This is a genomic window from Streptomyces sp. WAC 04229 (assembly GCF_003947455.1).
Classification (GTDB): Bacteria; Actinomycetota; Actinomycetes; order Streptomycetales; family Streptomycetaceae; genus Streptomyces.
Genome location: NZ_QHJH01000077.1, coordinates 1 through 14,000 on the forward strand (window position 1 = coordinate 1; position 14,000 = coordinate 14,000).

Consider the following 14,000-nt stretch of genomic DNA (forward strand, 5'->3'; position numbering starts at 1 on the left):
GCCTCGGGGGCCGGGGCGGCGGCCTGCGCGGCCTCCGTCTCCTCCGCCTCGTCGGGCGCGGCGCTCACCTCGGCGGGCGCGACGGTCTCGGCCGGCGCGTCGGAGCCGCCGGACGGCGGACCCGCAGGGCGGGAAGCGGCCCTGCGCCGACGGCGCGGCGGCAGGGTGTCGCTCGGGGTGTTCGACTCGGAGTCCGTCGAGGTGGTCGACGACTCGGTGGGTTCGGTCGGTTCGAGCATGCGGGGCTTTCTCCCGTCAGGCTCCCGGGCGCCGCACACCCGGCCCGGCGTCGATCTGATCGACCGCCGGTGACGTCCGCGGCTCGCGCGATGCGCGTCGCCGCCGTCCGGGGCGCGGGCGCCGCTCGGAAGCTCTCCGTGTCTTGTCTCGCCGGTTCCGTACCCCTTGGCGGGTACGGCCTGGCGAAAGTCTTGTGGTCGGTGCGCTGCCCGACCCAGGTGGCTCCCGAGTTCGAGGGCGGCGCTACGACGTCCGTCCTTGAGCGGAACCTTCCCTACGCGGGCGCCTTCGCGGCGGCGGAAGCGGCGGCCGGTTGCGGCTCGGGCGCTTCTGCCTCGCGGTCGGGCGCGAGCGGGTCGGTCACCGCACCGGTCTCTTCATCGAACAGCCCCTGCGCCAGCCTGGTCACCGCTGCGGGGACCGGCGGCGCCAGGTCGGCCACGGCGCGAAGACCGGACAGGACGTCGTCGGGTCGTACGGCAGGCGTCACGTGCCGAACAACCAGCCGCAGTATCGCACAGGGCTGGTCGGTCGGCCTATCAGCCGGTGAACCGTGCGTGGTGGCGCTCTCCAGGCTCGCGACGGCGGAACGGGCGTCGAAGGTACGGACCCCGTTCTTGGTCCGGCGCTGGACCTCCACGGCCGGGGCCGAGTTGAAGGCCGCCACGGCGCGCTCGGCGTCCGCGGGCTCCACCCCGTCCAGCCGCAGCTCCCACACCGATGCCGTCAGCCGGTCGGCGAGCCCGGAGGTCCGGGCCTCGACCGCGTCGACGACGTCGAGCCCGGCGGGCAGCGACGCGTCGAGCAGCACCCTGAGCTGCTCCGGGTCACGCGCGGCGGTGAGCGCGATCTCCAGGTACTCCGCCTCACTGCCCGTGCCGGTGGGTGCGGCATTGGCGTACGACACCTTCGGGTGGGGCGTGAACCCCGCCGAGTACGCCATGGGCACCTCGGCGCGGCGCAGCGCGCGCTCGAAGGCACGCTGGAAGTCACGGTGGCTGGTGAACCGGAGGCGGCCGCGCTTGGTGTAGCGCAGTCGGATGCGCTGCACCGCGGGTACGGGCGGCGGGCCTTCGGGCTGTCGCTTGCCCAGTGTCGTTCAGTCCTTCGTGAGAGCGGTCGTACTACTACCAAGAGTACGTGCCTCGGCGACGGATGGTTCCCGCCGGTCGGCCGGCCGCGGCTTCGCGGGCTCCCCGAAGAGCGCCCGGCGCACGTCGGCGCGGGTCTGCCGCACGGTCAGCCGGGCGGCGGCGAGAGCCTGCCGGGTCGCCCGCCCGGCGGCCCGTCCCGCATCGGCGAGGGGCCGCAGGACGGTGTCCCGCACGGCGTGCCCCACCGGGGTGAGCACACTCCGGTACGCCCAGCGCGCCGGTTCGGCCACGGTCCACCGCCACAGGGTGCCGAGGAACCGCCCGAAGGCGCGCGAGACGTACCCCGCGATCCGCCAGGCGTGCCCGAGGGCGTCCACGACCTCCCTGCCGATGACCGCGAGGACCCGGCCCACCGGAGTCAGCACCCACCGCCACAGGGCGAGAGCGGGCAGGACCACCAGCACTCGGGTCGTCCAGTAGAGGACCGCGCCGACACCGGTGACGATCATGCCGAGACACCAGGCGATCCCTCTCCCGCACCACGCGAGCCCTCTCCCGCACCAGGCGAGCGCGTGGCCCATCGGCGTGAGCAGCCAGACGTAGAGCCATGCGGCGGGTACGACGACGAGGTACCGCCCCAGCCAGGCGAGGGCCGAGTACAGCCCGCGCCCCGCCGGCGTCAGCACCCATCGGTACAGCCACACGGCGGGCACCACGAGCAGCACGCGCCCGAGGAAGGCCGCGCCCTTGCCCAGCGGCACGACGGCGTACCGCCAGATCCCGACCAGCGGCCACACGAAGAGGACCCGCCCGAGCCAGGCCAGCGCCCGTCCGGCCGGGCGGAACACGGTGTCCCGCAGGAACCGCCCGGCGACCACCAGCATGTCCCACGCCATCCGTACCGGTACGACCAGCACCAGGACGACGATCCGCACCGGAACGCGGATCACCGCGGCGACGCACCCCTCCGGGTCCGATCGCCGCGGCGGCTCCTGCGGACGGCCTTCGGGCCGCTTCTCGAGCTCCATACCGGCACAGACGCCGAAACGCCCCGCCCGGATGCGGTCAGGTGAGTTCGCTGCGTCCCCAGCTCCAGCTGCCGAACGCGGAGCTGTCCCACTTGCGCACCGGCGCGCCGAACCCGGAACCGTTGCTGGTCAACGTCCACAAGGCGGTCCGACTGACCCCGTCGCTGCCCTGACCGTTGTCATACAGCACACCCACGTCACCACGACCGTCACCGTCGAAGTCACCCGACGTCACCTTGGACCGCTCCCAGTCCCAGCTGATCGACCCCGCGCTGTCCCACTTGCGCACCGGCCCGCCGAACCCGGAACCGTTGCTGGTCAACGTCCACAGGGCCGACCGATTGGCCCCGTCACTCCCCTGACCGTTCCCATACAGCACACCCACGTCACCACGACCGTCACCGTCGAAGTCACCCGCAACGACCTTCGACCGGCCCCAGTCCCAACTGATCGACCCCGCGCTGTCCCAGACCTTCACCGGCCTACCGAACCCGGAACCGTTACTGGTCAACGTCCACAGCGCGGTCCGACTGGCCCCGTCACTCCCCTGGCCGTAGTCGTACAGCATCCCCACATCACCACGACCGTCACCGTCGAAGTCACCGGAAACCACCTTCGACCGGCTCCAGGTCCAGCTGCCTCCGTCAGCACTGTCCCAGACCTTCGCCGGCTTACCGAACCCGGAACCGTTACTGGTCAACGTCCACAGCGCGGTCCGACCGGCCCCGTCACTCCCCTGGCCGTAGTCGTACAGCATCCCCACATCACCACGACCGTCACCGTCGAAGTCACCGGAAACCACCTTCGACCGGCTCCAGGTCCAGCTGCCTCCGTCGGCGCTGTCCCAGACCTTCACGGGCTTACCGAACCCGGAGCCGTTACTGGTCAGCGTCCACAGGGCGGTCCGGTTGGTCCCGTCGCTCTGGCGGCCGTAGTCGTAGAGCACGCCGACGTCTCCGCGGCCGTCACCGTCGAAGTCTCCGGGAACCACCTTCGACCGGCCCCAGTCCCAACTGCCCCCCGTGGCGCTGTCCCAGGCGCGCACCGGCCCGCCGAACCCGGAGCCGTCGCTGGTCAGCGTCCACAGGGCCGTCCGGTTGGTTCCGTCACTGCCCTGACCGTTGTCATACAGCACGCCCACATCGCTACGGCCGTCACCGTCGAAGTCGGCGGCGGGGGTCCGCACGGCGTTCGCGGTGACCCAGTCGCGGATGTCGTCGACACGGGCGGCGACCGCGCTGCTCGTGGCTCCCGCCGTGGAGTCGACGCCGAAGCAGCCCACCTGGTTCGAACGGCTGCTGACCGCCACCAGCGCCGGGCGGCCGTCGACGGTGCGCAGGACCGGGCCGCCCGCGTCGCCCTGACAGACCGAGGCTCCGTCCCTGCCGCTCAGGACCAGGTCGGCGCCGTCGACGGCGGTGACGGCGGTGACGGCGAAGGTACCGGTGTGCTTGTCGAGCGGCGCCCACTCGGTCGCGGTACGGCCGTGTCCGGCCACGGTGAGGTCCTGTCCGGCCGCGGGCCCCGTGGCGGCGAGGGCGACGGGGGCCACGTCCCGCACGGGCTGCGCGAGCCGGGCCAGCACGAGATCGCGCCCGCCGTGCGGGCGCAGTTCCACGACGTTCCGCTGCCGGCCGCCGACGGTCGCGACGGTCTCCAGCCGGGGCGGACCGGCCGGCACGGAGAGGTCGGCGGCCGGGTCCTCCGCGAAGCAACTGGCGGTCGTGAGCAGCCACTCGGGAGAGACCAGCGAACCCGAGCAGCCCCGCTGGTGGTCACCGACCACCAGCCGGGCGGTGAAGCCGAGACCGGCGTCCGTCGAGGGCTCGCCCACCACCGAGTGCGCCGGCGTGACGCCGAGGAGCAGCAGCGGCGCCGCACCGAGCAGCGCGGCCGCGTGTCTGAGCCGGTTCGGACGGGAATCGGTCTTGCTGCGTGCGTTCATTGCAGTCCTAGGAGTCGGTCTTGGAAACTGGCTCGAAGGTCGCGGTACGCCGACTGCTCTTCACTTGTCGGAGGGTGCCTTCGCTACGCGTTCACGAAATGCACCCGATACCCGCCCCCCTCGGCCATCCAAGACCGTGCTCCATGATCTCGTCCACGGGTCAAATCACCCAAACTGACAGCACGTCACACCCTGGAGCATGACTTACGTCACCCGCCGGACGCCCGGCCCTACTTGACCGTCAGCGGCAGCAGTTCCTTGCCGGTCGGGCCGGCCTGAATCTCGGTGTCCATCACGGGGGCATATGGAAAAACGCTTAAAACTGTCCGCGAACTGCGCCACGCTGTCTGACATGAGGAAACGAGGACAGCGACGGCTCGCAGCAGACCGAGCGGCCTACAGCGTGGAAGCCGAGTGGACCGAAGCCGACCTTGCCCTGTTGGAGGAGCTCAAACGGGCTGAGGCCCTACTCCCCCAGGACGCGCCCCGGGCGCTCTTATCCATCCGCCTGTCCGTACTGACGGACGACACAACGTCGCCGGTACGGCAGGAGCTCGATCTCCGCATCCTGGCCAGGGAGCGCGGGAGCCGAGTTGTCGGCGTCGCCTCCGACCTGAACGTGTCGGCGACGAAGGTTCCGCCGTGGAAGCGGAAGGAGCTCGGGGAGTGGCTGAACAACCGCTCCCCCGAGTTCGACGAGCTTCTGTTCTGGAAGCTCGACCGCTTCGTACGGCGTCTCTCCGATCTCTCGACGATGATCGAGTGGAGCCTGAAGCGCGGGAAGAACCTGGTCTCCAAGAACGACAGCCTCGACCTCACGACGACCGCCGGAAAAATCATGGTCACGATCATCGGCGGCATCGCCGAGATCGAGGCGGCCAACACCTCGACCCGCGTCGCGAGCCTGTGGGACTACGCGAAGTCGCAGGAAGACTGGATCATCGGCAAGCCGGCGTACGGCTGCGTCACGGACGAGGACGACACGGGGAAGGTCGTTCTCGTCATCGATCCCGAGGCGGCGAAGGCCCTGCACTGGGCCCGACGCATGGCGCTTCGGGGACGCTCCGCAGGGTTCATGGTGCGCTGCTTGAAACGGTCCGGGCTGATGACCCAAGGGCTCACCGTGGCAACACTCCACCGACGCCTGCGCAACCCCGCGCTCCTCGGCTACCGGGTAGAAGAGGACAAGAACGGCGGGCAGCGACGATCGAAGCCGCTCCTCGGCAAGGACGGCAGGCCGATCAAAGTCGCCCCTCCCCTCTTTACTGAGGAGGAGTTCGAGACCCTCGGTGCCGCCCTCGACAAGCGCAGGAAGAGCCAGCCGCCGCGTCGTGTCGGAGGAGCGACACAGTTCCTCGGAGTCCTGCTGTGCGCCGACTGCAAGACGAACATGACTGTGCAGATCACGAACAACACGCACGGGACGTACCAGTACCTGCGGTGCCGCAAATGCAAGAGCGGCGGGCTGGGAGCGCCCAACCCCGAGCGGGTCTACGAGCGCCTGGTGCAGGACGTGCTCAAGGTCCTCGGAGACTTCCCCGTGCAGGTCCGCCAGTACGCAGAGGGCGCCGAGGCCCGCAAGGAGATCAAGCGCCTCCAAGAGACCATCGCGCTGTACATGAAGGATCTCGAACCCGGGGGCCGGTACACCAAGACGCGGTTCACGAAGGAGCAGGCGGAGGCGACGTTGGACAAGCTCATCAGTGAGCTCGAAGCGATCGACCCCGAGACAGCAAAGGATCGATGGGTCAACGTCCACGGCGGCAAGACGTTCCGTGAGCACTGGCAGGAAGGCGGCATGGAGGCCATGTCCGCGGACCTGTACCGGGTCGGGATTCGCTGCGAGGTGACCCGCACGAAGGTGCCGAAGGTCCGAGCACCGAAGGTGCACCTCCGCCTACTGATCCCGAAGGACGTACGCGAGCGACTCGTGATCCGAGAGGACGACTTCGCGCAGGCCTCTTGATCCCCCGCAGCAACCGCTTCAAGTGCTGAACACTTCGCGAAGAACCCTCTGCGGGCGGTCGCGAGCCGACAGGTCCGCAACAACACCGACGAAGAGCGGATCAGCGCGTCGGCTCAGACGTGCCTCGCGCCTGGTCGCGGCTGGCGACCACCACGTATCCATCGCTCTCGGGGTCGAAGGTGGTGGACTGCACCGTGAGCCCGGCGCTCCGCAACTGCGCCACGAGGTCCTCGTACCGGTAGGGCCAGATGGACAACCGCTCCGAACAGGCTCGCACTGCTCCGTCCGGCTCGATCTGGGCAACCACGATCTCGAGGAGGTGTTCCTGGTCCCAGCGCTGCTCGATCTGCCAGTAGTAGCTGACGACCGCATCGCGGTCGTTGCGGCGGATGAGTCGATCGCGGACGTCTACCCGTGAGCCGGCAGAGCGCACGAGCTCCCAGTTGCGTGAGTGGAGCACAAGGCGTCCGCCCGGATTCAGCAGCCGCGACATCGCTCGCAGTGCGGTCAGGCGCCCTGCCGCGCCCTCGGCGTGCCCGAGCGAGTTGCCGACGCAGAACACCAGATCGAACGTGGAGTCGTCCAGGTGGTCGGGCAGTTCGTCCCAGCGCGCGCGGAGGGCTCGAAGCGAGACACCCTGCTCGTCGGCGGCCTTCTCGGTCCGGCGAACCATCCCATCGCTGGCGTCTGCGGCGACCACGTCAAGGCCAAGACTGGCGAGACCGACGGCGAGCTGGCCGGTTCCACACGCGCAGTCGAGGACGCGAGCGTTGGGCGGCAGAGAGCCCACGACATCGCTGTAGTAAACCGCGGCTGCCTTGGCGGGGGTCAGCCTGTCGTCCCCGATCAGCCACTCGTACACGTCGGAAAGCGCCCCATAACCAGCCACCGCGATACCCCCATCACTCGACGGCACGCGGGCGAGACCGCACCTGCGATCCGGACACTACGCCTCGCACTGTGCCGCGCCGTGTCAACGAAGCATTGAGCAGGACCCAACCACTGCCGGCCGCTGAGACTCCACCGGATTTCGTGGAAGCGCGACGCGCCGCACCGACGCAGGTCCCCACTCCACCGGCGCCCCATCGACCACGATGGGGCCGCAGCCAGCCAGCGTGTGTTCAGGTGGCGTCTCCCCCATACTGAGGACAGGCCCACCGGACCGACTGATCGTGCCGTCAGATCACCGCAGGCCGCTCTCCCGCCCTCACACCCACTCCACGTCCGACGAGACGTCCGAAGGGGCACCAGGCGGCGGCAGCGGCGTTCTCCGTGTCTCCTTCGCCGGTTGCCGCCGATCCTTCTGCAAGCCGAGCGCGGTCAGCACCGCCACCGCATCCGACTCTGTGATGTCAGCCACAGCGTCAGCGATGCGGTGGAGCGGCTCACTCATCCCGCAGCCCTCGTTTCCGCAGGTCAGCCGGAGTTCTTGACCGTCAGCGGCAGCAGCTTCTTGCCGGTCGGGCCCGTTTGCGGCCAGGTGTCGAACTGGGGGCAGACGCCGCAGTCGAAGCACGGGGTCCAGCGGCAGTCGTCGACCTCCGTCTCGTCGAGGGCGTCCTGCCAGTCCTCCCAGAGCCACTCCTTGTCGAGGCCGGAGTCGAGGTGGTCCCAGGGCAGGACCTCCTCGTAGCCGCGCTCGCGGGTGGTGTACCAGTCGACGTCGACGTCGGTGGGGGCCAGGGCCTTGTCGGCGCAGGCCATCCAGCGGTCGTAGGAGAAGTGCTCGCGCCAGCCGTCGAAGCGGCCGCCGTCCTCGTAGACCGCGCGGATGACGGCGCCGAGGCGGCGGTCGCCGCGGGAGAGGAGGCCCTCGACGATGCCGGGCTTGCCGTCGTGGTAGCGGAAGCCGATGGAGCGGCCGTACTTCTTGTCGCCGCGGATCTTGTCGCGCAGCTTCTGCAGGCGGGCGTCGGTCTCCTCGGAGGAGAGCTGCGGGGCCCACTGGAAGGGGGTGTGGGGCTTGGGGACGAAGCCGCCGATGGAGACCGTGCAGCGGATGTCGTTGGCGCCGGAGACCTCGCGGCCCTTGGCGATGACGCGGGTGGCCATGTCGGCGATCTGGAGGACGTCGTCGTCGGTCTCGGTGGGCAGGCCGCACATGAAGTACAGCTTCACCTGGCGCCAGCCGTTGCCGTAGGCCGTCGCGACGGTACGGATCAGGTCCTCTTCCGAGACCATCTTGTTGATGACCTTGCGGATGCGCTCGGAGCCGCCCTCGGGGGCGAAGGTCAGGCCGGAGCGGCGGCCGTTGCGGGTCAGCTCGTTGGCCAGGTCGATGTTGAAGGCGTCGACGCGGGTCGAGGGGAGGGACAGGCCGATCTTGTCGTCCGTGTACCGGTCCGCGAGGCCCTTGGCGACGTCGGCGATCTCGGTGTGGTCCGCGGAGGAGAGGGAGAGGAGACCGACCTCCTCGAAGCCCGTTGCCTTCAGGCCCTTGTCGACCATTTCGCCGATGCCGGTGATGGAGCGCTCGCGCACCGGGCGGGTGATCATGCCGGCCTGGCAGAAGCGGCAGCCGCGGGTGCAGCCGCGGAAGATCTCCACGGACATCCGCTCGTGGACCGTCTCGGCGAGCGGGACGAGGGGCTGCTTGGGGTAGGGCCACTCGTCGAGGTCCATGACGGTGTGCTTGCTGACCCGCCACGGGACGCCGCTGCGGTTGGGTACGACGCGGGAGATGCGGCCGTCGGGCAGGTACTCGACGTCGTAGAAGCCGGGGACGTACACGCCGCCCGTCTTCGCCAGGCGCAGGAGGAGCTCCTCGCGGCCGCCGGGGCGGCCCTCGGCCTTCCAGGCGCGGATGATCGCGGTGATCTCCAGGACGGCCTGCTCGCCGTCGCCGATGACGGCGCAGTCGATGAAGTCGGCGATCGGCTCGGGGTTGAACGCCGCGTGCCCGCCGGCCAGGACGACCGGGTCGTCGATGCCGCGGTCCTTGGCCTCCAGCGGGATGCCCGCCAGGTCCAGGGCCGTGAGCATGTTGGTGTAGCCCAGCTCCGTGGAGAAGGAGAGGCCGAAGACGTCGAAGGCGCCGACCGGGCGGTGGCTGTCGACGGTGAACTGCGGGACGGAGTGCTCCCGCATCAGGTCCTCGAGGTCCGGCCAGACGCTGTAGGTGCGCTCGGCGAGGACGCCCTGCTGTTCGTTGAGTACCTCGTAGAGGATCATGACGCCCTGGTTGGGCAGTCCGACCTCGTAGGCGTCGGGGTACATCAGGGCCCAGCGGACGTCGCAGGATTCCCAGTCCTTGACCGTGGAGTTGAGCTCTCCGCCGACATACTGAATCGGCTTCTGCACATGCGGGAGCAGAGCTTCGAGCTGCGGAAACACAGACTTCACAGACTCGGCGGCTTCGGCAGGCATCTCACGGAACCTTCGTGTGCTGACAGGGGGGACCATCCAGCCTAACCCGGCGAAGACGGTCCCCCGTACCGTCAGCGGCCCCGCTCAGGCCGACATGGGTCTCTGCACCGTGATCGACTGGAGCAGCCCGACCGCCATCCACACGGCGAACATGGAGGAGCCGCCGTAGGAGACGAAGGGCAGGGGCAGACCGGTGACCGGCATGATGCCGAGCGTCATGCCGATGTTCTCGAAGGTCTGGAAGGCGAACCAGGCGACGATCCCGGCGGCGACGACCGTGCCGTACAGGTCGGCGGTGGAGCGGGCGATCTTGCAGGCGCGCCAGAGGATCACCCCGAGCAGGGCAATGATCAGGCCCGCGCCGAGGAAGCCCAGCTCCTCGCCGGCGACCGTGAAGACGAAGTCCGTCTGCTGCTCGGGGACGAACCTGCCGGTGGTCTGGGAGCCCTCGAAGAGGCCGGAGCCGGTCAGTCCGCCGGAGCCGATCGCGATGCGCGCCTGGTTGGTGTTGTAGCCGACGCCGGCCGGGTCGAGGGCCGGGTTGGCGAAGGCGGCGAAGCGGGCGATCTGGTAGTCGTCGAGGATGCCGAGCTGCCATACGGCGAGCGCCCCGGCCGTGCCGGCGCCGAGGAGTCCGAAGACCCAGCGGTTGCTGGCTCCGGAGGCGAGCAGGATGCCCAGCACGATGATGACCATGACCATGACCGACCCGAGGTCGGGCATGAGCATCACGATCAGCATGGGGACGGTGGCGAGGCCCAGGGCCTGGAGCACGGTCCGGTGGTCCGGGTGCTGCCGGTCCCCCGCGTCGACGCGGGTGGCCAGCAGCATCGCCATGCCGAGGATGATCGTGAGCTTCACGAACTCCGAGGGCTGGAGGGAGAAGCCGCCGGGGAGCTTGATCCAGGAGTGGGCACCGTTGATGGTCGAGCCGAGCGGGGTGAGCACCAGCAGGATCAGGAAGACGGAGGCGCCGTACAGGACGGGCACGGCGGTGCGCAGGGCGCGGTGGCCGAGCCAGACGATGCCGACCATGAGGGCGAGCCCGATGCCGGTGTTCAGGAGGTGGCGGGTCAGGAAGTAGTACGGGTCGCCCTGGTTGAGTTCGGTGCGGTTGCGGGTCGCTGAGTAGACCAGCAGCGAGCCCAGCAGCGACAGCCCGACGGAGGCCAGCAGTATCGGCCAGTCGAGCCGCCGGGCCATGGAGTCCCGGGCGAAGAGCCGGGCCCAGCCGCCCCTGTCGGGGCCGTACCCGGAGACGTGGAAGCCGTTGGCGCCGGTCATGCGCGTGCCCTCCGGCTTCCGTGTCCGCCGCCGGTGGAGCGCCTGCCCGGGCCGCCGCGGCGTCGGCGGCGCCTGGTGTCGCGGTTCTCGGTGTTCTGGGTGGGCGGGGTGGCGCCCTGCTGCTGCTCTTCGACGGGCGCGTACTCCTCCTCGGGGGAGGCCTTCTCGTCCGGCTGGAGATCCTTGACGATGTCCTTGGAGATCTTCGGCGCGGGGATGGTTCCGTCGGCCTTGATCGTCGGGAGCTTCGCCTGCGGCTGGGGCAGCAGCGCCTTCTTCTTGTCGATCGCGCCGTCGTCCGAGACGCCGTACAGGGCGTCGTAGATGTTGCGGACGGCCGGACCGGAGGCGCCGGAGCCCGTACCGCCCTGGGAGATCGTCATGACGATCGAGTAGTCCTTGGTGTACGTCGCGAACCAGGACGTGGTCTGCTTGCCGTGGACCTCGGCGGTACCGGTCTTGGCGTGCATCGGGATCTCGTCCTGCGGCCAGCCGCCGAACCGCCAGGCGGCGGTACCGCGGGTGGCGACGCCGGCGAGGGCGTCGTCCATCTTGGCCAGTGTGGTCTTGCTTATCGGCAGCTTGCCGTGCGACTTGGGTTCGATCGCGCTGACCTGCTTGCCGTCGGGGCTGACGACCGCCTTGCCGATGCTCGGGTCGTAGAGGGTGCCGCCGTTGGCGATGGCCGCGTAGATGGTGGCCATCTGGATGGGGGTGACGAGGGTGTCGCCCTGGCCGATGGAGTAGTTGATGGAGTCACCGGCGCGCAGCCTGTTGCCCTCGAGGCAGCCCTCGTAGGCGAGCTTCTCGACGTACGAGCCGTCCTTCTTGCCGGTCTTGCACCAGGCGTCCTTGTTGGCCTCCCAGTAGTCCTTCTTCCACTGCCGGTCGGGGACGCGGCCGGTGACCTCGTTGGGGAGGTCGATGCCGGTCTCCTTGCCGAGGCCGAACTGGTGGGCGGCCTTGTAGAAGAAGTCGTTGGGGTCCTTGGGCTTCGTACCGCCGTCCTTCTTCCACTCCTCGTGGGCCAGGCGGTAGAAGACGGTGTCGCAGGACAGTTCCAGGGCGCGGCCGAGGCTGATCGGGCCGTAGCTGGCCGACTCGAAGTTCTTGAAGACCTGGCCGCCGAGGTTGTAGGCGCTGGAGCAGTCGTACCTGCCGTCGAAGTCGTAGCCGGCTTCCACGGCGGCGGCCGAGGAGACCACCTTGAAGATGGAGCCCGGGGCCGCCTGACCCTGGGTGGCGCGGTTGAGCAGCGGGTAGTTGGAGTCCTTGCCGGTGAGCCGCTTGTAGTCCTTGGCGGAGATGCCGCCGACCCAGGCGTTCGGGTCGTAGTCGGGGTTGGAGGCCATGGCGACGACGCGGCCGGTCTTGGCCTCCATCACCACGACGGCGCCGGCGTCGGCCTCGTAGAGCCGGTTGGTGTTGCGGTCCATCTCCTTGCGGGCGGCCTTCATGGCCTCGTTCAGCTCGTACTCGGCGACCCGCTGGACCCGCGAGTCGATGCTGGTGACGAGGTTGGAGCCGGGGGTGCCCGAGTCGGACTCGGCCTCGCCGATGACGCGGCCGAGGTTGTCGACCTCGTAGCGGGTGACGCCGGCCTTGCCGCGCAGCGCCTTGTCGTACTGGCGTTCCAGGCCGGAGCGGCCGACCTGGTCGGAGCGGAGGAAGGGCGAGTCGGTGTCCTGGGCCTTCTGCAGCTCCTCGTCGGTGACCGGCGAGAGGTAGCCGAGGACCTGGGCGGTGTTGGACTTGCCGGGGGCGGCGTAGCGGCGTACGGCCATGGGCTCGGCGGTGATGCCGGGGAAGTCCTCGGCGCGCTCGCGGATCTGCAGGGCCTGCTTGACGGTGGCCTCGTCGGTGACGGGGATCGGCTGGTAGGGCGAGCCGTTCCAGCAGGGCTGCGGGGTCTCGGCGTCGCAGAGCCGGACCTTGTCGACGACGTCCTGGGGCTTCATGCCGAGGACGCCGGCGAGCTTGGTGAGGACCGCCTTGCCGTCGTCCTTCATCTTCAGCAGGTCGGTGCGGGAGGCGGAGACCACGAGCCGGGTCTCGTTGTCGGCGAGTGCCACGCCGCGGGCGTCCAGGATCGAGCCGCGGGTGGCGGGCTGGACGACCTGCTGGACGTGGTTGCCGGACGCCTCCTCTGCGTACTCGTCGCCCTGCCGGATCTGGAGGTACCAGAGCCGGCCGCCGAGGGTTGCGAGCAGGGAGAGGACGAGGATCTGGATGACGACGAGCCGGGTCTGGACGCGTGTGCTGCGGCCGGTCTCGGGGATGTTAGTCATGGGCGCAGCCCATTCGGTCGAGGGTGGTGGTGGGCGACGGGTGGGCGTTGGTCACTGGATTACTGCCTCCCCCTCGCGATGTGCTGGTTTCCCTGTCTGCTGCCGCGTCGTCGCACTCACAGCCGCTTGACCCCCTTGATGCGTCCGGCCCGGGCCACGCGGGCCCGCGCGGTCTTCATCCGCAGCCCGCCGCGCTGTCTGCCGATGCGCAGGCCGGTGCCGCCGGAGAGCCAGCCGGAGGAGATGTCGGGGCTCTGGGCTGCGGCGTTGGTGTCGGCCAGCGGATCGTTGTCGGCGCGCCGGGCGAGCGCCATGACGCCGGGGACGACGAAGGGCGTGAGCAGCAGGTCGTACAGGGCCGCCGTGAACAGCAGGCTGGGCAGTCCGACGTGGCGGGCGGCGGTGTCGCCGACCAGGGCGCCGACGCCGGCGTAGAGCAGGGTGGTGCCGACGGCGGCGGCGACGACCACGACCATGGGGCCGGTGGCCGACCTGAGCCGGCCGTTGTCCGGTTTGGCGAGTCCGGCTAGGTAGCCGATGACGCAGAGCACCAGGGCGTAGCGTCCGGCCGCGTGGTCGGCGGGCGGGGCGAGGTCGGCGAGGAGTCCGGCGCCGAAGCCGACGAGGGCGCCGCCGACGTGGCCGTAGACCAGGGCGAGGCCGAGGACGGTGAGCAGCAGCAGGTCGGGGACGGCGCCGGGCAGGTGGAGGCGGGCGAGAACGCTGACCTGGATCACCAGGGCGACGACGACCAGGGCGACGGACAGCAGGATCCGGTTGACGCGCATG

The 14,000-nt window shown here is 69.8% G+C and carries 10 protein-coding genes; 1 reads left to right on the top strand and 9 read right to left on the bottom strand.

Translation table 11 applies throughout. The features are described 5' to 3' along the window. From DMH12_RS20880 to DMH12_RS20895, 4 genes are all read right to left on the bottom strand, one after another. Positions 1–239: hypothetical protein (locus tag DMH12_RS20880; RefSeq protein ID WP_148107535.1), on the bottom strand; the 239-nt coding region annotated here is incomplete at its 3' end. A gap of 275 nt (positions 240–514) precedes the next feature. Beyond that, entirely contained in the window at positions 515–1,291 is a 777-nt protein-coding gene (locus DMH12_RS20885; protein ID WP_125493032.1) for a TIGR03936 family radical SAM-associated protein, read from the bottom strand. A 48-nt stretch (positions 1,292–1,339) separates the two neighbouring features. Beyond that, positions 1,340–2,362 (bottom strand): hypothetical protein, encoded by a 1,023-nt coding sequence (locus DMH12_RS20890; RefSeq protein ID WP_125493033.1) that lies wholly within the window; start codon positions 2,360–2,362, stop codon positions 1,340–1,342. A 37-nt stretch (positions 2,363–2,399) separates the two neighbouring features. Continuing rightward, positions 2,400–4,307, bottom strand: a complete 1,908-nt coding sequence (locus DMH12_RS20895; protein WP_125493034.1) for a trypsin-like serine protease — start codon at positions 4,305–4,307, stop codon at positions 2,400–2,402. A 403-nt stretch (positions 4,308–4,710) separates the two neighbouring features. On the opposite strand from DMH12_RS20895, the gene DMH12_RS20900 reads away from it, so the two are divergent. Next, on the top strand, positions 4,711–6,273 hold the full coding sequence (locus DMH12_RS20900; protein ID WP_125493050.1) for a recombinase family protein: 1,563 nt from the start codon (positions 4,711–4,713) through the stop codon (positions 6,271–6,273). Positions 6,274–6,373: 100 nt separating this feature from the next. Here DMH12_RS20900 and DMH12_RS20905 read toward each other — a convergent pair whose 3' ends face one another. The 5 genes from DMH12_RS20905 to mreD all read right to left on the bottom strand — a co-directional run bounded on the left by DMH12_RS20905 (position 6,374) and on the right by mreD (position 13,999). Beyond that, a complete protein-coding gene (locus DMH12_RS20905; RefSeq protein WP_125493035.1) occupies positions 6,374–7,162 on the bottom strand; it encodes a class I SAM-dependent methyltransferase in 789 nt (262 codons plus the stop codon). Positions 7,163–7,689: 527 nt separating this feature from the next. Further along, positions 7,690–9,639 carry a TIGR03960 family B12-binding radical SAM protein gene (locus DMH12_RS20915; protein ID WP_185832442.1) on the bottom strand — a complete coding sequence of 650 codons (1,950 nt, stop codon included), beginning with the start codon at positions 9,637–9,639 and terminating at the stop codon, positions 7,690–7,692. Positions 9,640–9,723: 84 nt separating this feature from the next. Further along, positions 9,724–10,923, bottom strand: a complete 1,200-nt coding sequence (gene rodA / locus DMH12_RS20920) for a rod shape-determining protein RodA (RefSeq protein ID WP_125493038.1) — start codon at positions 10,921–10,923, stop codon at positions 9,724–9,726. Then, positions 10,920–13,211, bottom strand: coding sequence for a penicillin-binding protein 2 (gene mrdA, locus DMH12_RS20925; protein WP_125493039.1), 2,292 nt, complete (start codon positions 13,209–13,211; stop codon positions 10,920–10,922). Before mrdA ends, rodA begins: the two co-directional genes overlap by 4 nt. A gap of 116 nt (positions 13,212–13,327) precedes the next feature. Further along, the gene (gene mreD, locus DMH12_RS20930) at positions 13,328–13,999 is read right to left on the bottom strand and encodes a rod shape-determining protein MreD (RefSeq protein WP_125493040.1); all 672 of its coding nucleotides are present in this window, start codon (positions 13,997–13,999) and stop codon (positions 13,328–13,330) included. Between the last annotated feature and the right edge of the window lies 1 nt (position 14,000).

Excerpts from the sequence above, each read along its gene's own strand:
- DMH12_RS20915 (WP_185832442.1), bottom strand. The coding sequence starts at position 9,639 with ATGCCTGCCGAAGCCGCCGAGTCTGTGAAGTCTGTGTTTCCGCAGCTC.
- DMH12_RS20890 (WP_125493033.1), bottom strand. The coding sequence starts at position 2,362 with ATGGAGCTCGAGAAGCGGCCCGAAGGCCGTCCGCAGGAGCCGCCGCGG.
- mreD (WP_125493040.1), bottom strand. The coding sequence starts at position 13,999 with ATGCGCGTCAACCGGATCCTGCTGTCCGTCGCCCTGGTCGTCGTCGCC.
- mrdA (WP_125493039.1), bottom strand. The coding sequence starts at position 13,211 with ATGACTAACATCCCCGAGACCGGCCGCAGCACACGCGTCCAGACCCGG.
- DMH12_RS20895 (WP_125493034.1), bottom strand. The coding sequence starts at position 4,307 with ATGAACGCACGCAGCAAGACCGATTCCCGTCCGAACCGGCTCAGACAC.
- rodA (WP_125493038.1), bottom strand. The coding sequence starts at position 10,923 with ATGACCGGCGCCAACGGCTTCCACGTCTCCGGGTACGGCCCCGACAGG.